The 19,618-nt window shown below is 60.6% G+C and carries 15 protein-coding genes; 14 read left to right on the top strand and 1 reads right to left on the bottom strand.

Going from position 1 to position 19,618, the window contains the following annotated elements; all coding sequences use genetic code 11:
* Positions 1 to 86: 86 nt before the first annotated feature.
* The 12 genes from G8767_RS23815 (at position 87) to G8767_RS23760 (ending at position 16,062) form a co-directional block, all read left to right on the top strand.
* Entirely contained in the window at positions 87 to 1,532 is a 1,446-nt protein-coding gene (locus G8767_RS23815; protein ID WP_166812201.1) for a polysaccharide biosynthesis tyrosine autokinase, read from the top strand.
* Between the two features lie 1,413 nt (positions 1,533 to 2,945).
* Complete coding sequence (locus G8767_RS23810; protein ID WP_206029710.1) at positions 2,946 to 4,469, top strand: sugar transferase; 1,524 nt, start codon at positions 2,946 to 2,948, stop codon at positions 4,467 to 4,469.
* 16 nt (positions 4,470 to 4,485) lie between these two features.
* Positions 4,486 to 5,754 (top strand): O-antigen ligase family protein, encoded by a 1,269-nt coding sequence (locus G8767_RS23805; RefSeq protein ID WP_260395483.1) that lies wholly within the window; start codon positions 4,486 to 4,488, stop codon positions 5,752 to 5,754.
* Position 5,755: 1 nt separating this feature from the next.
* Positions 5,756 to 6,967 carry a glycosyltransferase family 4 protein gene (locus G8767_RS23800; RefSeq protein WP_166812197.1) on the top strand — a complete coding sequence of 404 codons (1,212 nt, stop codon included), beginning with the start codon at positions 5,756 to 5,758 and terminating at the stop codon, positions 6,965 to 6,967.
* On the top strand, positions 6,964 to 8,175 hold the full coding sequence (locus tag G8767_RS23795; protein WP_166812195.1) for a hypothetical protein: 1,212 nt from the start codon (positions 6,964 to 6,966) through the stop codon (positions 8,173 to 8,175). Before G8767_RS23800 ends, G8767_RS23795 begins: the two co-directional genes overlap by 4 nt.
* The gene (locus tag G8767_RS23790; RefSeq protein ID WP_166812193.1) at positions 8,172 to 9,068 is read left to right on the top strand and encodes a glycosyltransferase; all 897 of its coding nucleotides are present in this window, start codon (positions 8,172 to 8,174) and stop codon (positions 9,066 to 9,068) included. Before G8767_RS23795 ends, G8767_RS23790 begins: the two co-directional genes overlap by 4 nt.
* Entirely contained in the window at positions 9,065 to 10,231 is a 1,167-nt protein-coding gene (locus tag G8767_RS23785) for a glycosyltransferase family 4 protein (protein WP_166812191.1), read from the top strand. Before G8767_RS23790 ends, G8767_RS23785 begins: the two co-directional genes overlap by 4 nt.
* A 5-nt stretch (positions 10,232 to 10,236) precedes the next feature.
* Entirely contained in the window at positions 10,237 to 11,034 is a 798-nt protein-coding gene (locus G8767_RS23780) for a WecB/TagA/CpsF family glycosyltransferase (RefSeq protein WP_166812188.1), read from the top strand.
* A 97-nt stretch (positions 11,035 to 11,131) separates the two neighbouring features.
* Positions 11,132 to 12,163, top strand: coding sequence for a GDP-mannose 4,6-dehydratase (gene gmd / locus G8767_RS23775; protein WP_095971940.1), 1,032 nt, complete (start codon positions 11,132 to 11,134; stop codon positions 12,161 to 12,163).
* Positions 12,160 to 13,128: a GDP-L-fucose synthase gene (locus G8767_RS23770; RefSeq protein WP_166812186.1), complete on the top strand. Its 969-nt coding sequence runs from the start codon at positions 12,160 to 12,162 to the stop codon at positions 13,126 to 13,128. Before gmd ends, G8767_RS23770 begins: the two co-directional genes overlap by 4 nt.
* 53 nt (positions 13,129 to 13,181) lie before the next feature.
* Positions 13,182 to 14,507 (top strand): UDP-glucose/GDP-mannose dehydrogenase family protein, encoded by a 1,326-nt coding sequence (locus G8767_RS23765; RefSeq protein ID WP_166812184.1) that lies wholly within the window; start codon positions 13,182 to 13,184, stop codon positions 14,505 to 14,507.
* A 130-nt stretch (positions 14,508 to 14,637) separates the two neighbouring features.
* Positions 14,638 to 16,062, top strand: coding sequence for a polysaccharide biosynthesis tyrosine autokinase (locus G8767_RS23760; RefSeq protein WP_166812182.1), 1,425 nt, complete (start codon positions 14,638 to 14,640; stop codon positions 16,060 to 16,062).
* Here G8767_RS23760 and G8767_RS23755 read toward each other — a convergent pair.
* Complete coding sequence (locus G8767_RS23755) at positions 16,034 to 16,558, bottom strand: low molecular weight phosphatase family protein (RefSeq protein ID WP_166812180.1); 525 nt, start codon at positions 16,556 to 16,558, stop codon at positions 16,034 to 16,036. The genes G8767_RS23760 and G8767_RS23755 overlap by 29 nt on opposite strands.
* 108 nt (positions 16,559 to 16,666) lie before the next feature.
* Between G8767_RS23755 and G8767_RS23750 the strand changes: the two genes are divergently transcribed.
* Together G8767_RS23750 and G8767_RS23745 are read left to right on the top strand one after the other, a co-directional pair.
* The gene (locus G8767_RS23750) at positions 16,667 to 17,986 is read left to right on the top strand and encodes a UDP-glucose/GDP-mannose dehydrogenase family protein (protein WP_166812178.1); all 1,320 of its coding nucleotides are present in this window, start codon (positions 16,667 to 16,669) and stop codon (positions 17,984 to 17,986) included.
* Positions 17,987 to 18,135: 149 nt separating this feature from the next.
* On the top strand, positions 18,136 to 19,618 hold a 1,483-nt coding region (locus G8767_RS23745), incomplete at its 3' end, for an Hsp70 family protein (protein WP_240952725.1).

The following is a 19,618-nucleotide window of genomic DNA, read 5'->3' as shown; positions in this document are numbered from 1 at the left end:
GCCTGCATTGAGTGCAGCGGCTCGACAGCGGCTGTCGATTACTACTCGAAGACGTGATACGTGTTCGAGCCGAAGGAGATTCGACGATGGATGTACGGGACTACCTGAAGATTTTGCAGGCACGGTGGAAGATAGTCGCTGTCGTCACTGTGGTCGTGATCTTGGGCGCATTGGGCGCCTCGTTGATTGCGACGCCGGTCTACCAGGCTTCCACGCGCCTGTTCGTGTCGACCTCTACCGGAACAACCGTGAACGAGGCTTACCAAGGTAACCAGCTCTCGCAGCAGTTGGTCACTTCCTACGCCAAGCTCCTTACCGGCGAGACACTGGCACAAAGAACGATCGATTCAGTCGGGCCCGATCGGCTCGGCGGGCTTTCCGCTGCGGAGATTTCGTCCAAGGTGACCGCGACATCGGCGCCGGACACGGTACTTCTCGATTTGAGTGTGCAAGATGCGTCGCCTGAACTGGCACGTGAAATCGCAAATGCGCTGTCGGACGAGTTTGTCGTCATGGTCAAAGATCTGGGTACGCCTGCGAATGGTGGCACAGCGCCGGCGCGCGTCGTTGTCGAGCAGCGAGCACAAACTCCCGCGGAACCGGTGTCGCCGAAGACATCGCGGAACGTGGCGCTCGGTGCCGCGATCGGGCTTCTGCTGGGGATCGGGTTGGCTGTGGTGCGTGATCGCCTGGACAACACCGTCAAAGAGCGCAAGGTGGTCGAAGACATCGCCGGCGCGGCGATGGTGGGAACAATTCCGTTCGACAAGGAACGCGAAGTTCATCAAGCGATCAACTTCCACGAGGGCAATTCCGCAAGTGCCGAGGCGTACCGCGAGCTCCGAACCAATCTGCAGTTCCTGGCCGTGGATCGTCCACCGAGTGTCATCGTCGTCACGAGTTCTCTTCCCTCCGAGGGAAAGACCACGACTGCGGTCAACATCGCACTCGTGTTGGCCGAGGCGGGCAAGAAGGTGTGTCTCGTCGAAGGTGACCTTCGTAAGCCTCGCGTTTCGAAGTACCTTGGACTTATCGGAATCGTCGGTCTGAGTTCGGTCCTGGCCGGGCAAGCAGACCTGGACGACGTACTTCAAGTTACGAGCAATGCCGACCTGACGGTTCTTGCCTCGGGTCCGATTCCTCCGAACCCGAGCGAATTGCTGGGGACTGACACTGCTCATGCAGTCTTTGCCGACCTCCGCAGAAGGTTCGACTACGTCATCATCGACGCCTCGCCGTTGCTTCCTGTTACGGATGCTGCAGTTCTTTCAGCTCTGGCGGACGGTGCGCTCGTGATTGCGCGTCACGGCTCGACGAAGAGGGAACAGCTGAGCAGGGCGGTCGGCAATCTCCACAGTGTGGGTGCGACGATTCTCGGCACCGTCATCACGATGACCCCGCTGAACGGCCGTGGATCCTACGAATACAAGTACTACTACGATTCCGATCCGGTTGTCGCTGACGTGGCCGTGGGAGGTTCCGTGGACAGCAATCCAGTTGGCGAACGAAAGGTCACGTCGACAGTCATCTGACTTGGTCGTACTTTAAAACCCGACGCCTCACAGGGCCCCCGAGCAATGCTCGGGGGCCCTTCTCTATGTGGTGAATCGGACGCAATCTCTAGTCGGGTCCTCTGAGTCTGCACGCGCATTGCCGGAATGCAGGTTCATCGGTCGTCGCAGTAGTTGGGTAGATCGATCTGGTTGCATCCCGCGATGGATTTGGACAGAGGATGCAGGAGCTGTTGGCGCAGCCGGCGGCGTTGCCGGGCCCGACATTGTCCCGGCAACCAGCTGGCGGATCGCTCGAGACGGTAAGAAGGGGTCCGGCCGTCGGAACACCGGAAGGGAGAGCGTCGACTGCTCTGCGGGAGTTGCTCACGTATGCCACGCAACCGGTGGGCCTCGGTCGTGTCTTGATCACCTGCAACGAAACGAACGCGGGTTCGCGTAAGGTCATTGAAGCGTGCGGGAGTCTACTCGATAGCCTGCGCACAGCTGATCAGTTGTCCCGCAACGTCGATTATTCGACAGACACGCTCCGCTACTGGGTGCCAACAAGCGCGTCGAGCATCAGCTGACCCTATACGGCCACACACGCTTGCCATGGCCATCGGTAGCGATCGCCCCGCTTTGCAGCCGGGCGGATGTGCAATTCCGCACCTCTCGAATCTAGCTGTGCTGCAGCTATTTTAGGGCCTCGCAGACGGTCGTTGACGGCCCAGGCTCCTCCTTTCGCATGTCCGAATTCTCGGTGTCGCCCGATCGCAGGTTTGCGCATTGTCGGCCCGTCGTAGGTAAGACGCCCATAGGCGAAGTATCGGACAATTGTCCAGGGTTGAGGCGACGCTGAACGCATCAAAGCATGGTTTGCAGAGCGATTACCAACTGCGTGCTTGTTTCCGTCCAAACGTGGAGTCCAATTGACCACGGAAATGAAAACTATAGGTACGCAACGGTAATTGTGGGGAATGTTCGTACCTTCCTGCTTGGAGGGTAAGTAACTGAGTTCAATGCCGGAGTCCGGAAGAAGTTCGGAAAGCGCTATTGCCACGCTGTCCGGAATGTGGCAAACTCCTCACTGGTACTGACCAGCTAGCCGAATAATTGCCAAGTCCTGAGTCCCGGCAATATCGAGGCTGGCGACGTCAGCGGGCGAGGAGAAATCGCCGATCGTCCTGTGTTTGGGTCGTTAGTGGACTCTGCTTCAATCATGGGGTGTGAGCTGCGGCAATGCCGCATCAATCGACCGTTGGGCCGAGGCCTGACAATAGTCGCCGGGCTAACTACAAGGCGCACGTAATGCGACCATTCGCACTGAACGCAGTGATGCGGAGCAGTTGCTTCGCAGTCGAAGTATCGGGATTCGGCACGGCGGTCCGCTGGACCTCGGCCGGTGAACAGCTTCAGGCCGAATTCTGTGCATGGGGAAAGGTATCTGAACACATGACGGTTCTCGAGATGGCCGCGCCTACGAACGAACGGCCACAACAACACCGACGAGTAGCGCCGGAGCGGGCTGGTGGAGTGTCCGCACGCAGGAAATGGCAATCTGCGTACCTTCGTCGCCTGGCGATCACCGACACGATCATCGTTGCGGCAGTTGTGTTTCTGGCTCAATGGTGGCGATTCGGTAGCGACGCGGATGTCGTCGACGGTGAAGCGTTCGGCCATTTGAGCTACACCGCACTGTCTTTCGCCCTGATCATCGGCTGGTTCGCCGTACTAAGAGTGTTTCGCACCAGATCTCCTCGGGTGATCGGAAGCGGCCCTGAAGAGTACCGATTGATCGCTGTCGGAACGCTCCGCCTGTTCGGACTGATTGCGATCGCCAGCCTTCTCCTTCACCTGGAGATCGCGCGCCTGTACCTCGCAGTTGCGTTTCCGATGGGATTGACCGCCTTGATCGCGAGTCGTTGGATCTGGCGACGGGTGATTGCTCGTGAGCGGGCCCAAGGTGAATTTCGAACTGCAGTTCTCGTGGTCGGTGTGCGAGGGGCGGTTGTCGATCTTGCACGCAACCTCGAGCGCGACGATGCCCATGGATACCGAGTCGTCGGCGTCTGCGTACCTGGCTACGGCGGAGACGTGGGCGAAGTTGTCACAGTGAACGGCCGGGACATTCCGGTGCTCGGGGACGAGCACAGCGTCGCCGACGCACTCGAACAGGTCGGGGCCGACACGGTGGCGGTGACGGCGTCGGAGCGACTCGGACCGGAAGGGCTGCGCAAACTGGCCTGGGAACTCGAGCGTGATCATGTGGACCTTGTTGTCGCACCGGGGATTCTGGACGTGTCCGGACCGAGGCTGTCGATGCGCCCGGTCGCTGGATTTCCGCTGATCCATGTCGAGCGTCCGCGCTATCACGGCGCACAGAAGTTCACGAAGACGACCTTCGACATCGTCTTCGCAACCGTGGTACTCGTCGTGATCAGTCCGGTGCTTCTGGCGGCTGCGATCGCAGTCAAGCTCACGAGCAAGGGGCCGGTTCTTTACAAGTCCGAGCGGATGGGGTTGGACGGGCAGCCGTTCCCGATGCTCAAGTTCCGCTCGATGGTCCAGAATGCGGATTCTCAGGTCACGGCGCTGATGAAGGAGAACGAAGGCGCCGGAGTGCTTTTCAAGATGCGAGACGATCCGCGGGTGACGACTGTCGGTCGCTTCATGCGTCGGTACTCGATCGACGAGTTGCCCCAGTTCGTCAACGTCCTTCGGCGAGAGATGAGCGTCGTCGGACCGCGGCCACCGCTTCGGCGCGAGGTCGAGATGTACGACGGTGCGGTCAGTCGCCGACTGCTGGTCAAGCCCGGTGTCACCGGCCTGTGGCAAGTCAGTGGACGTTCGGATCTTTCGTGGGAAGACACTGTCCGCCTTGACCTTTCCTACGTCGACAACTGGTCGATGATGGGTGACGTCATGATCGTCGCGAAGACGCTCAAGGCGGTGGTGGGAAGTGATGGCGCCTACTGACCAAAAGGCGGCACCGGTGCCGTGCGAAAATGAGGCTCCGAACAATCCGCTGATCTTGCGAACGGCATTGGTGATCGCGGTCATCGGCGCGAGCGGAGCCTTTCAGGCGTACACGCAGAAGACAGCTCTCGGATCGTTGCTCGTACACGGTTCGGCCGTTCTCGCGGCGACACTGGCGTTGGTCTACTTCCTCGATCGGCGATACTCACGGAATGCGACCTGGCCCGTCTTCGCGCTTCTGATCGCGGCCTGCGTTCCGGCGACCAGCTGGTACTGGTCGACGCTACCCCGGAACTCCGCAGTCGCCGGCATCGTCATCGTGTGCCTGGCGATCACGGGAATCATCGTCGCCCGGGAGTTGACCTTCGCGGTGCGAGTGCGGACTGTGGCCATCACCTTGCTGGTACTACTCGTCCTGTCTCTGATCGTCGTGATTCTCGATCCTTCGACTGGCATCGACGTGGACACCCGCGCCGTTGCCTATCGCGGAATCTTCACCCACAAGAACACTTTGGGCCGAATGGCTGCGATCGAAGTTGTTCTCGTTGCTGTCATACTCATGCTTCCCGACGTCAAGCGGATACCGTGGGTGGCGGCGCTTGCTGTCGCGGGCATCGTGTTGTTCGAAGCCCGGAGCCAGACCAGTCTCGTCGCTGCTGGGATTGCACTGGCGACAGTGCTTGCTCTGAAGTGTTTTCGACGGACACCGAACGCTCACCTCGCCTCGACGGTGATCATCGGGCTCTACATCGGGGTGTCCGGCGCGATGAAGGTGCTCGGACCCGATGTCGCAGCGATACTCTCGCGAGATGTCACGTTGACCGGCCGGCTACATCTCTGGACGGTATCCGGCTACTACGCCGAACAGCGGCCTCTGCTCGGCTGGGGTTTCGGCTCGGTCTGGGCACCAGACAGCGCCGTTGGACAGATGATCCGGTCCAAGCTGTCCTTTCCGGCGACCAGCGCGCACAACGGAATGCTCGACATTCGTCTGCAGATCGGTTGGATCGGATTCCTGCTGCTGTTGGCCGGCTTTTACCTGCTTCTGAGCACGGCGCTCGGGCGAGCCCGCAGCAGAACGGAGTACATCGCCGTCGTCGCGATCATGGTTCTCGTCTTCTCGATGGACTTGACGGAATCGACGCTCTTCTTCGGCGCCATGTGGTTGATCGTATGGGTCTTCCTGGCACCGTACGGACCCTCGACGCACCGCTCTCACAGTGCGCGGCGTGCCGACACGAACGATGTGTACAGCCTCGCTACGCAGCAAAGAGGAGGTCGGTGAGATGTACAAGACGTTCGATGTAGCGCGTTCGAAGCCTGATGTGACCCTAACGCCCGCCGGTGGATCCACGCAGCCGAAAGCCTTGATGTTCCATGCGATCTATCGGAACCCGGGTGGCGAGGAACAGAGCTTTGCGAACGAATCCAAGCTCCTCGAATCGATCGGATACGAGACGGTTCGGTGCACCACGGACAACTCCGAGATCTCCGGGGGACCGTGGGCGGCAGTCACAGCAGTATTCAGCCCGCGGGTACTTGTCGACGCGTTTCGTATTATCCGTTCGGAGCGGCCCGACGTCGTCTACGTCAACAATCTCTGGCCTGCGTTTTCGGCCTCGTTGCTCGTGGCTGCGCGAGCAGCCGGAATTCCTACGCTGCAGGCGGTTCGGAACTACCGCCTGGCCACACCGTCAGCCAAGTTGCGCGGGGATGGCACGTGCACCGAATGTGGTTCCACGAACTACTTCTCGAGCTGTGTCCGCAACGGATGCTACGGCAACAGCCGACTTCAGAGCCTTGTCTGCTACTTGAGTGCTGCGGCAGTCAAGCTGAGCGTCTTGGGATGGAAGCAGCACAGGTTCGTGGCAACGAGCGCGATGACAGCGCGGCTGATCGAGGGGCCACTGATCGATTCCGATCGCGTCGTGGTTCGTCCGAACTTCGGATTCGAAGAAAACGAACCCGCGTTTCGGAGCACTGATTCGGTTGTCTGCGTGAGCCGACTGACACCGGAGAAGGGTGTCCTGGACCTGGCGCGCAACTGGCCACAGGACGAGGGAAGTCCCTCGCTCACAGTGCTCGGTGACGGACCGCAGTACGCCGAGATCTCCAGCATCAGCGCAGCTCGCGACAACGTCACGCTGGCCGGATTCACTTCACACGAAGATGTGATCGAGATACTCCGCGACAGTGCGGCGTCCGTGGTGCCGTCTCAATGGGCAGAGCCGTTCGGACGCGTTGCGATCGAATCGATGTCGGTTGGCACCCCGGTCATCTACGCAACCAGCGGCGCTCTCGCGGACATTGTCGGACCTGGCGGAACGCCTCTCCATTCCTTGGATGAGTCGTCGATTCGCGAGGCCCTCGACCGGATCTTCGGAGCGGGCGACCGATCGGCGATACGTAAATCCGCATATCGTCACTACTCGAATCGCTTCACATCGGGCAAGGCATCGACGTCGATGCGTGAGCTCATCAACGAGGTGAGATCGTGAACGATCGCACTCGACATGTGACATTCATGGCGGATCAGGCGCTTTCGAGCATCCTCACTTTTGTCGTCCTCACCTCGGTGGCACGACTCGGCGGTCCGATCGAAGTCGGACAGATTGCCGTGATTCAATCGGCGGGTCTGTTGGCACTGGCACTGGGGCGAGCGATCGGCGTCGACGTCTGGCTGTCACGAGGGGCGAGGACCGACGAGCGCGGACCGGCGTTGGCACCCACGATCGCGCTGGCGGCGGTATCAGTGACATCGGTGTGGGCTCTGTTCCTGATTGCCGGCTCGGACTCGATGAATCTCACGGTATACGCCTTGGCTGCAGCTGGTTTCGTGGTGTTCGACGTGATACGCACGATGCTGATGCACGACGGTGCGAGTTGGATCTCTGCGTCGATACAGATCGTGACACTCTCGTTCGTCCTTGTAGCAGCTTTCCTGGTCGAGAATCTGACACTTGCACTCGTGACCTATACGGTCGGTGTCTTCGTCGCGCTCGTTCTCGGTCACGCAACCATGCGTCTGATACCGCCGGTGCCGTCAATCAGGTACTCACGCACTCACCGGTACAGATCCGTGCCGTTTGCGATCGAGATATTGATGGGATCAGCTGCGCAGCAGGCGATGTTCTTGATACTGACCATGGTGGCGTCGATCTCGATGATCGGTGAGATCAGAACTGCCCAGACACTGCTCGGTCCACTGTCCTTGATGTTCGCGGGCATCTCGCCAATTCTGATGCGCAAGTTCGGCAGTGGTGTCGAAGCGATGAGCCCGGCCGAGTGCATGGCACTCGGTCGCCGAGTGGGCTTGCAGGTCTTCTGGGTTTCGATCATCTGCGTTTCGCTGATCTGTCTCACGCTCGAGATTCGACTCTCGGGAGTGCGATTGATGGATCATCTGGTCGGGACGCACTTTCCGAACTTGATACCGGTCATTCTGATGTGCGGGCTGGCGGTGGCGTTCAACGGGATTCTTCTGGGCATCGGCACGTCGATCCGCGTCCTGGACAAGACCGGAACCCTCAACACATTCCGCGCAGTGCTGCTGCCGGTGCAGTTTCTGATCGTTCTCGGGGCCGGACTGTCCGACGATGCCGTCTATGTCGCTGGAGCCTTGGCGCTGTCGGCATGTGTCAGCGCGAGCGTCGCACTCCTGGTCTCGATGAATCACACCTCTCGACCGAAAGTTGATCTCTCATGAAGAACCTGAGCGGCGTCATGGTCGCGATTCTGACGTTCCGTCGAGAAGCCTCACTTGCTATGTGCGTCGAGAGTGTCAAGGCGTCGATCGAGGGCGCCGGCGTCGAGGCCGAAATCGTGGTGGGCGAAAACGATCCGGAATCCACGACGCCGATGTATGTCGCCGACGGGATCGAACGATTGTATCTCGGATTCGGCGGGGTATCTCCGGCACGACGTGCGCTGGTCGATCTCGCCCGTGCACGAAATCGTCGGTACATCATCTTCGTCGACGACGACGAGTACGTCGACGTCGACTGGCTGTCGAATCTCCTCACCTGCGCCGCAGATTTCGACGCAGGTGCTGTGGCCGGTCCCGTGATTCCGGTGGGCCTGCCCGCCTCGGAACTTCCATTGCACACTCGCGTTCGACATTCGACCGGGACGCCGGTTGCGTCGGCAGGTGCTGGAAATCTGTTGTTGGACCTGAAAGCTTTGAACGGCTTGAACTTCAGTGACGACTGGGATCTACCTGGCGGCGAGGACACCGAGTTCACGCTCCGGATGAGTGCCGGCGGTGTCCGGCTGCTGTGGTGCGACGAGGCGCTTGCGTACGAACCCGTCGACGAGGAACGGCGTCGGGACTCCTGGCTCTTCGCCCGGTACGTCAACAACGGACGAATCCTCGCGGTCTGTCAGGGACAGCTCGGACTGCCACTGCTGACGGTTCAGATTGCCAAACGCGCTTTGCTCGTACTCGCGTCGGCGACCTTGATCCCCGCTGCCCTGATCAGCCCACGGATCAAACGCGTGGTTCTCGACAACGGTGCACGAAACATCGGTTGGTTCTCAGAGCAATTCGGCCACCGCGGTTCACGGATGCCGCGCGCACAGAGGCTCGAGGTAGCGCGATGACACGGTTGTTGATGACGGCATACGCCTGCGATCCGAATCAGGGGAGTGAATCCGGGGCGGGTTGGGCGCTTCTCTCGGCGGCTTCCGAACTGTGTGAGTCGATCACGGTGGTGACTCGCTCCGGTGAGGCCCCCACATTGGAATCAGAATGTGAACAGCTCGGTTGCGAAGTTCGTGTCGTACGAATAGCGACTTTGACCGCGGAAGAAGCCGGATCGTACGGTCGATATCTCCGATGGCTCTGGCACACTTCACTGTTCGTTCGTCGTGAAGCGGCACACTTCGACGTCCTGCACCATGCAACGTTCGCGTCCGACTGGCTGCCCCCACCGGTGCTGTTCGGTGGAGCCGGCGGCGCACGACTCGTATGGGGGCCTGCCGGGGGCAACACCTACCCGCCGATGCCACTCGCCAAGCGCATCGGTTTGCGGTATCTGGCAACCACGGCAGTTCGGACCTGCTCGACGAAAGCCGCTCGGTCACTGACACACATCTTCATGTCAGGACGAGTCGACACTTTCATCGCGATGAACTCCGACAGCGGACGTGGCGCACCGCGGGCACGCAACGTCGTCGTCCAACCCAATTGTGTCCTGGACTACGACGGAATCGAGAAGCAAACGGTACCCAGGCCGAAACGAAGACTCTTGTTCGTAGGAAGACTGTTGCAGTACAAAGGAATCGATCTGATTCTGGATGCGCTCGAGCAGCTGGGCACCGAGTGGTCCATGACCTTTGTCGGGGAGGGACCCGCCCGTGGGCGGATTGAGATGTCGCTTCCGTATCGCCGCGGTCAGATCACGCTTCGCGGGTGGCGCGACAGATCGGAAGTGGTGGGCGAGATGGGGGCCTCCTCCGTTCTGCTCTTCCCGAGCATGCACGATTCGGGCGGCTGGGTGGCGGCCGAAGCAGCGGCCGTGGGCCTGCCGGTGGTCTGTTTGGATCTCGGCGGTGTACCGACACTGGCCGGTAGGAACGCCGTGGCGATCCCGGTTGCGCCGGCGTCGACTCTCGTCTCGCGTATCGCTCGATCGGTTGTCGAGACAGAGCTTTCTCTCTTTGAACCGCAGCGTGATTGGACTCGATCTCGGTTGAAATCGGTCTTGTCGCGCAGCTACGGCCAGTGCAATGAACGTCAACAAGGGAACGCTGAAAAGTGGTGAGACAGATGAGCAGTCCGTTCGAGGTCATCGAGGTGGGTGGCATTCCGTTTGCCGCGACCAACCTCGAGGGAGCTACTGATTGGGTAGTCAACGACAGACGAGAGGGAGCGGGAACCGGAGTCTCCGTGAGGTTGTCGAATTCCTACTGCGTGTCGGCGGCGCACAACGATCGTGACTACTCCGCGATTTTGAAGGGTCCCGGTGTGAACTTCGCAGACGGAACCCCGGTCAGTTGGGTGATGCGCCTTATCGACGCCACCGCTTCCGATCACGTCGGTGTTCGACCAGTCCGGGGTCCATCGTTCTTCGAGGCCACCCTGGACAAGGGGCGCCGCTACGGCCTTCGTCACCATTTTGTCGGCACGACAGAAGAGACGTTGAGTCTTTTGACGGATCGAGTGGAAGAGTTGTACCCGGGCATCACGGTGGCTGGCACTTACGCCCCGCCGTTTGCCGCGTTCAGCAAGGAGTTCGTCGATGACATCATCACGAAGGTCGGTCCGTCGGCGCCGGACATCGTGTGGGTCGGCTTGGGAGCGCCGAAGCAGGATTTTGTCACGAAGGCGATAGCGGATCGAACGGACTACGTGGCCGTCGGTGTCGGCGCGGCCTTCGACTTCTTGGCCGGAACCGTTTCTGAGGCACCGTCTTTCGTACGAAATTCGGGATTCGAGTGGTTGTATCGACTTGCATCGGAACCCAAACGTCTGTGGCGGCGCTACCTGTTCGGTAACTCGACATTCGTCCGGTTGGCATCGCGCGACATTCGAAAGTTCCTCGGCCGTTCGAGAGGACACGCATGAGCGAGATCAAGACTGCCGGTCGATTCGGAGGAATACGGACCACAACCGTGGTTTCGCAACTATCAGGCGGGCTGTCCCGCAACGGAAGGAACGCAGGATGAAACGCGCACTGATTACCGGAATCACGGGGCAGGACGGCTCGTACCTCGCCGAGTTGCTGCTCTCCAAAGGCTACGAGGTTCACGGACTGATCCGTAGATCGTCGACGTTCAACACTTCGAGGATCAACCACATTTATGTGGACCCCCACCATGTGGATGCGCGGCTTTTCCTTCACTACGGTGACCTCAGTGACGGAGCGCGCCTGGTGACGCTGCTCGCGCAGATCAAGCCGGACGAGGTGTACAACCTTGCTGCGCAGTCTCACGTCCGGGTCAGCTTCGACGAACCCGAACACACGGGGAACACGACGGGTGTGGGGTCGATCCGTCTTCTGGAGGCGGTGCGGATGGCGGGGCTCGACTGCCGGTTCTACCAGGCGTCGAGTTCTGAGATGTTCGGTGCGACGCCACCGCCGCAGAACGAGGAGACGCCGTTTTATCCACGCTCTCCCTACGGTGCGGCGAAGGTGTACTCGTACTGGATTACGAAGAACTACCGTGAGGCGTACGGGATCTTCGCGGTGAACGGAATTCTGTTCAATCACGAGTCTCCCAGGCGCGGTGAGACGTTCGTGACGCGCAAGATCACGCGTGCGGTGGCGCGTATCAAGGCAGGGATCGAGGATCATCTGTACATGGGTAATCTCGACGCGATTCGTGATTGGGGATATGCGCCGGAGTATGTCGAGGGTATGTGGCGCATGTTGCAGGTCGACGAGCCTGAGGATTTTGTGCTCGCCACCGGTGGCAACTATTCGGTGCGCGACTTCCTGACAGTCGCTTTCGAACATGCGGGTCTGAACTGGGAAGATCACGTGCGATTCGACGAGCGGTACCTTCGTCCGACTGAGGTCGACGCCTTGATCGGGGATCCGAGTCATGCCGAGCGCAAACTCGGGTGGAAGGCCGGAGTGCACACCCCCGAACTGGCCCGGATCATGGTCGACGCAGACATCGAAGCGCTCGAACATGAGGGGCGCCCGTGGATCGACACTCCGGCACTTCCCGACTGGTTGGCGACGCGATGAGTGATTCGTTCGCAGCGCGAGCGCTCGATCGAGGCGCACCGTTCTACGTAGCCGGACATCGAGGATTGGTCGGCTCCTCGGTGTGGCGGCACCTGGAATCCGAAGGCTTCACGAACCTTCTCGGAAAGTCGTCCGCCGAACTCGATTTGCGTGACCGGGACGCTGTCTTCGATTTCTTTGCCCGCGAAAAGCCGACCAATGTGATCCTCGCAGCAGCAAAAGTTGGTGGAATTGCGGCGAACAGCGCGTTCCTCGTCGACTTCCTGTCGGAGAATCTTCGGATCCAGGTGAACGTGCTCGACGCTGCGCTTGCACACGGCGTCGAGCGTCTCCTGTTCCTCGGATCATCGTGCATTTACCCGAAATTGGCGCCGCAGCCGATCAAGGAGGAGTACCTGCTCACCGGGCATCTCGAGCCGACCAACGATGCCTATGCAATTGCAAAGATTGCGGGAATACTCCATGTCCAAGCTGCCAGACGACAGCATGGTCGATCCTGGATCTCGGCGATGCCCACCAACCTGTACGGCCCGGGCGACAATTTCTCGCCGCGCGGATCGCATGTACTGCCCGCCCTCGTTCGGCGTTACGACGAGGCGCAGTCGTCCGCAGTGCCGTTGGTTGTCAACTGGGGGAGTGGCAATCCTCGCCGTGAATTTCTGCATGTCGACGATCTGGCGTCGGCGTGTCTGCATCTGCTCGACAACTACGACGGTGCATCGCATGTCAATGTCGGAACCGGCGAGGATCACACAATTCGTGAGATCGCTTCGATGGTTGCCGACGAGGTCGGATACACCGGCGAGACGCGATGGGACACCTCGAAGCCTGACGGAACGATGCAGAAACTTCTGGACGTGAGCATGATTCGAGAGATTGGATGGCGGCCGACCATCGGATTGTGCGAAGGGATCGCGTCGACGGTCTCGTGGTACCGCGACAACATCGGTGCCCTACGTACGTGAATTTCCCATCCCATCAACACTTCACACACTCTCGAGAAAGTAGATCGAGCACCATGAGCACTCGCATAGCAGTTTTCGGCACGGGATACCTGGGCGCGACACACGCGGCCTGTATGGCCGAACTCGGTCACGAGGTCCTCGGAGTGGATGTCGATGCGGCAAAGCTGGAGAAACTGGCAGCAGGGGAAGTTCCTTTCTACGAGCCAGGTTTGCGTGAGGTTCTACGAAGAAATATCGATCGAGGAAGACTGAAGTTCACGTCGTCTTACGAGGAAGCCGCTGAATTTGCGGACGTGTACTTCCTCGGGGTCGGTACACCGCAGAAAAAGGGCGAGTTCGCTGCGGACATGATCTACGTGGATGCCGTGATCGAGACTCTGGCACCGCTACTCACCAAGCCCTCGGTCATCTTCGGGAAGTCCACGGTACCGGTGGGCACCGCGGAACGGCTCGGTAAGCGCGCGCGGGAGCTGGCACCGAGCGGCGACGCTGTCGAAGTGGCGTGGAATCCCGAGTTTCTCCGTGAGGGATTTGCCGTCCAGGACACATTGCATCCCGATCGTCTGGTGCTCGGGGTCGACCGCAATCGACACGGACGCGCGGAATCTGTTGCGCGCGAGGTATATGCAGACCTTGTCGATGAGGGGATTCCCTTTCTCGTCACGGACCTGGCTACGGCGGAGTTGGTCAAAGCATCAGCGAACGCATTCCTGGCCACGAAGATCTCGTTCATCAACGCCATTTCCGAAGTGTGCGAGGCTGCTGGTGCCGACGTCACAGTGCTCGCCGACGCGATCGGATACGACGTTCGGATCGGACGTCGATTTCTCAACGCGGGAATTGGTTTCGGGGGAGGCTGCTTACCGAAGGACATCCGTGCCTTCATGGCTCGCGCCGGTGAACTAGGTGCCGACCAAGCACTGACGTTCCTTCGCGAGGTCGACAACATCAACATGCGCAGACGTACACGCATGGTCGAATTGGCACGGGAGGCATGCGGATCGCTGCTCGGCGCGAGAGTTGCAATTCTGGGTGCCGCGTTCAAGCCGGACTCGGACGACGTTCGTGACTCGCCGGCGCTCAATGTCGCGGGCCAGATTCAGCTCCAAGGTGCTGCGGTGAACGTGTACGACCCGAAGGCCATGGACAATTCGCGTGCGCTGTTCCCGACGTTGACCTATTCGGCAAATGCGTTGGAGGCCTGCGAAGGTGCTGATGTCGTCCTGGTGTTGACCGAGTGGCCCCAATTCTTGAAGTTGCAGCCGTCCGATCTTGATTCGGTGGTTCGCAAGAAGGTGATCGTCGACGGGCGCAATTGCCTTTCCCCCGACGACTGGCGAGGCGCTGGTTGGACTTACCGCGGATTGGGACGTCCGTGAGTACCAGGCATCGTGCCTGCTGCAGTTGATCGATATCGAAGTTGAGAAAGCCCGGTTCGCCCTCGCGGTCTGACCGGCAAGAACCGCTCAGACCCGCAGTGGACATGCGTGAGCCGAAGGAGACATCAAGATGGAAATTGTCGACTACCTGAAGATATTGCAAGCCAGATGGCGAATAGTTGCTGCTGTAACTGTACTCGGAATCCTGGGAGCTCTTGGTGCGTCCCTTCTGTCGACACCGATCTACCAGGCCTCGACGAGGCTTTTCGTTTCGACGTCGGCGGGTACTTCGGTCAACGAGGCGCTTCAAGGTAGCCAGCTGTCACAGCAGCGTGTTCTGTCCTATACAAAACTCCTGACCGGCCGAACTCTCGCGCAGCGGACGATCGACGCACTGGGGCCGAGAGTGGTCGGCGGGATGTCGGCTGACGAGTTGGCGTCCAAGGTCACTGCGACGTCGGCGCCCGACACTGTGCTGATCGACCTCGGAGTCAAGGATCCTTCACCGGAACTCGCACGGGAGATTGCAGATACTCTGTCGTCCGAATTCGTCTCACTGGCAAAGGAACTGGAGACGCCTGAGAACGGCGGAACGCCGCCTGCGCGTGTGGTCGTCGAGCAGCAGGCCCAAGAACCGTCTGTTCCCGTGTCACCTAAGACTTCACGCAACCTCGCTCTGGGAGCCGTGGCGGGACTGGTGTCGGGAATCGCGCTTGCGTTGATTCGTGATCGGCTCGACAACACGGTGAAGGATCGTCGAACGGTGGAAGAGATTGCGGGTTCGGCGATGGTGGGCACGATCCCGTTCGACAAGGACGTCGAGGCCAATCACGCGATCGCTTTCAGTGACGGAAATTCCGTGAGTGCCGAAGCCTTCCGTGAATTGCGCACCAACCTTCAGTTCCTCGAGGTGGACCATCCACCACGTGTCATCGTCGTCACGAGTTCGCTTCCCTCCGAGGGTAAGACGACCACGGCCGTGAACATCGCTCTCGTCTTGGCGGAGGCCGGCAAATCGGTGTGCCTGATGGAAGGCGACCTCCGCAAGCCGCGAGTATCGAAGTACTTGGGATTGATCGGAAGTGTCGGCGTCAGTTCGGTGCTCTCCGGTCGAGCGACGCTGGACGATGTGCTTCAGCCGACCGAGTTCGACGGACTGACTGTGCTCGCCTCCGGACCGATCCCCCCGAACCCGAGCGAACTACTCGGTACGGACACGGCCAAACATGTTCTCGAGGAACTGCGGGCGCGCTACGACTACGTCATCATCGACGCCTCGCCGTTGCTCCCCGTCACGGATGCCGCGGTTTTGGCCGCGATGTCGGACGGCGCTCTGGTGATCGCCCGACACGGCTCCACGAAGCGCGATCAACTGGCGCGCGCGGTCGGAAACCTACAGAGTGTGGGTGCGCACGTCCTCGGCACTGTCATCACGATGACGCCGTCTCGCGGACGCAATGCGTACGAGTACAGCTATTACTACGAGTCGGACAAATCGCTACCGCAGTTGACCGCGGTGACCTCGCTCAGCGCTCACCGAAGCGAAGTCGGCTGAGCAGTGGGCCGACGAGATCGGCGATCTGAAGTCCGATCTCGTGAAACACCTTCTCTTCCTTACCTATCGGATCCAGGACGTCCTCGGGTTCGGTGGCACGAAATCGGGGCCTGGCGGCGGCGAGGTCGTCGACCGTTCCTGCATCCGCGAGCGAGCCCAACCGTGCGGCTTCTCGAAGGGTGAACGTGCGCTTCAGCCGCGCCGGAGCCATCGCCAGGACTTTGTCTCGCTGACTTTCGGTCATCGTGAGAATGAGGTCGGCGTCCGAGGCCAGCGCTGTTGTCATGCGTCGAGCTTGAAACTCCGTGGGGTCGCCGCCGAGCCCCGCGAGAACCCTCGCGGCCGTCGGCTCGATCGGGTGCCCGACCATCGCCCGGGTTCCAGCACTCGACGCGGTGAATCCGATGATCCCGGCTTCGGCGGCATATGCACGTGCGAGGCGTTCGCCCGTGGGTGATCGGCAGATGTTTCCCGTACAAACGAAGAGAACGTGCATGGCAGAAGCATAGGTTGCACGCGCGACGCACTCGTCGTACGCCCGATGTTGGTTTCGCGCCCATCTGGCGTACGCGTTTCGGAAAGTTCGGACGCATACCAACAACACATGAAGATGAACGTGTTCGGAACGGGATACCTGGGCGCGACCCACGCTGTGTGTATGGCCGAATTGGGTCACGACGTGCTGGGGGTCGACATCGACCAGTCCAAGGTCGACAAGTTGTCCCGTGGGGAGGTCCCGTTCTTCGAGCCGGGTCTGACCGACATGCTGGAGAAGAATCTGGAGTCGGGTCGGCTCCGGTTCACGACGTCCTATGCCGATGCCGCAGATTTTGCCGACATTCATTTTGTCGGTGTGGGGACTCCGCAGAAGAAAGGGGAGTACGGCGCGGATCTGAGCCACGTTCATTCGGTGATCGATCTGCTGGCGCCGTTGTTGCGACGGCCATCTCTGATCGTCGGCAAGTCGACGGTTCCGGTAGGTACGGCTGCCGCTCTCGGCGAGCGACTACGTGCCGGCGCGCCGGCGGGCGCAGCAGTAGAGGTGGCCTGGAATCCAGAGTTCCTGCGTGAGGGGCACGCCATCGCGGACACTTTGAGACCTGATCGGTTGGTTCTGGGGATCGATCGTGATCGACCGGGAAGCGCCGAAGGTGTTCTTCGTGAGGTGTATGCCGCGATATTGGGCGCGGGGGTGCCGTTTCTCGTGACCGACCTGGCGACATCCGAGTTGGTCAAGGGATCGGCGAATGCATTTCTCGCCACCAAGGTGTCCTTCATCAATGCGATTGCGGAGGTGTGCGAGGCCACCGGGGCCGACGTGACGATGTTGGCTGACGCTCTCGGATACGACGATCGGATCGGCAGACGGTTTCTGAATGCGGGGTTGGGGTTCGGCGGGGGATGTCTGCCGAAGGACATCCGGGCTTTCATGGCGCGGGCTGGAGAACTGGGTGTGGACCAAGCGTTGTACTTCCTTCGCGAGGTCGACAGCATCAACATGCGACGACGCACGAAAGCCGTCGAGCTGGTGACGGCGGCCTGTGATGATGGTTTGCTGGGAGCTAACGTGTCGGTGCTGGGGGCTGCATTCAAGCCGGAATCCGACGATGTGCGCGATTCGCCTGCACTCAACGTCGCAGGAATGATGCAGTTGCACGGGGCGGCAGTCACCGTCTTCGATCCGAAGGCAATGGACAATTCTCGCCGACTCTTTCCCACCCTTCACTACGCAACCTCCACGTCAGACGCCTGCAAGAACGCTGATGTCGTCTTGATTGCGACCGAATGGGACGAGTTTGCCTCGCTCGTGCCCGCCGATCTGGATCCTCTCGTTCGTCGACGCGTCATCGTCGACGCCAGAAATTGCCTCGATCCGGAGGTCTGGCGTGCTGCTGGATGGAACTATCGCGGATTGGGGCGGTAGGTCGAACGTCCAGGTAGCGAAAAAGTAGCTGCGATTAGGCGTTAGATGCGATGCGCGAACCTTGTAGACCACCCCTAGTGGGTAGACTTCCGGCCGGGGAATGACGGGGTCTGCTGACAGGACCCGTCCACGGTCGACGAAGGTGGATCATGAACTTGGTATTGGGTGTGACGGTGGGAGCCAGCGCTGTGCGTTTGGCGCGCCCGGGGACGCCCGACCACCGTGGTCCGGTATTTCGATCGAGAGCGGTCGATCGCGGACGCGACGTTCCCGAGGAAATCGCCGCAGAAGCAACGAAGGTGGCATTGGCCGAGAATGTCGGCGTTGGCAGTCATACGGTCGTCGCCTACCGCGATCAAGCGCAAGCCGGTGCACTCCAGGCCGCGTTCGAGCAGAAAGGCATCGGCAACTTCGAGTTGATTCCCGAAGTTACAGCCACGCTTCGGATGCTCGAGGAACCCGGTGCGCTGACCGACCAGAGCACGCTTGTCGTCGTCGACATGGGTAGCTCGGGATCGACGATCAGCGTTGTGGACAGGCATTCGAGGTCTACCGTCGTGACTGCTCGGTCGACTCGGATCAGCGGCGACCACTTCGACGACCTCGTTTACTCCGACCAGACCGTACGCCGCCGAATCTCGACGCCGGCCGACCCGGGCGGCGACTCCGAACTGCAGTCGCGATGCCGACTTGCCAAGGAACAACTGTCCACACGGAGCGCGGTGTGCCTGCCCGGTCCCGGTGGGCTTCTCCTGCTGTCGCGGGAAGTTTTCGATTCGTTGGTCATCACGTCGGTGGAGGCCTTTGCCCGAGAAATACGGGAGGTCATCGCAACGTCCGGCCGTAACCCGGACGCGATTGTCCTCATCGGTGGCGGTGCGCGCATCCCGATCGTGCGGGCGACGCTCGCTGCGTGGCTGGATTGCCCCGTCATCGCGCAAGAACAGCCTGAACTGGTGGCTGCGCAAGGCGCTGCACTGATCGCGGAGTCGTCCCTGGCGCCGTCGTCACGACCTGTCGCTGCACCGGTCCAGGCCCCTGCGGTGGCACCGATCTTCGCGCCCTATCCGATTCACACACCGGCAGAGGTGCCTGTCCCGGTACAGGCGTTCAGTCATGGAGGAGTCGCTACGCTCCCCGAATCGGAACGGCCGGAGGTCGCTGCCGAGACGAAGTCTGTTCCACAGGAACAGATGTCGAGTCCGTATGCCGCGGACCTGCCGCAGCCGCGACCGAACCGACACGAGCAACGATTCGATCCGGCCGCAGATCTCGCGGTCGCCGTCAGCGACCCGGCCACGGACGGATTCGGCACAGAACGTGACGCCGACACCGAGGCCGTGATGGTTGACGCCCAGGCGTACTCGGCGGTGCGCGAAGACGAGGGAGTAGGAGCAGGAACCGCGCACCCGTCGTGGCTTGCCGGTACACAGACTGCGGAAACCACGTCCACGGAACCGAGGAATCCGCTGCGTTTCGCCGGCCTGGGCGCCGGTGTGATCGCGGCAGTCGTCATCGTCGGGTTGGGGTTGGGCTATGGCGGAAAGGTCTTCGGTGATTCCGACGAAGCCGGACCTGTAGCAACCGAGGTGACCACGACGGCACCGACAACCACGACGACTCCGCCGCCCC

This window comes from Rhodococcus sp. IC4_135 (assembly GCF_011602025.1).
Classification (GTDB): Bacteria; Actinomycetota; Actinomycetes; order Mycobacteriales; family Mycobacteriaceae; genus Rhodococcus_F; species Rhodococcus_F baikonurensis.
This window is presented reverse-complemented; position numbering and strand designations above follow the sequence as displayed.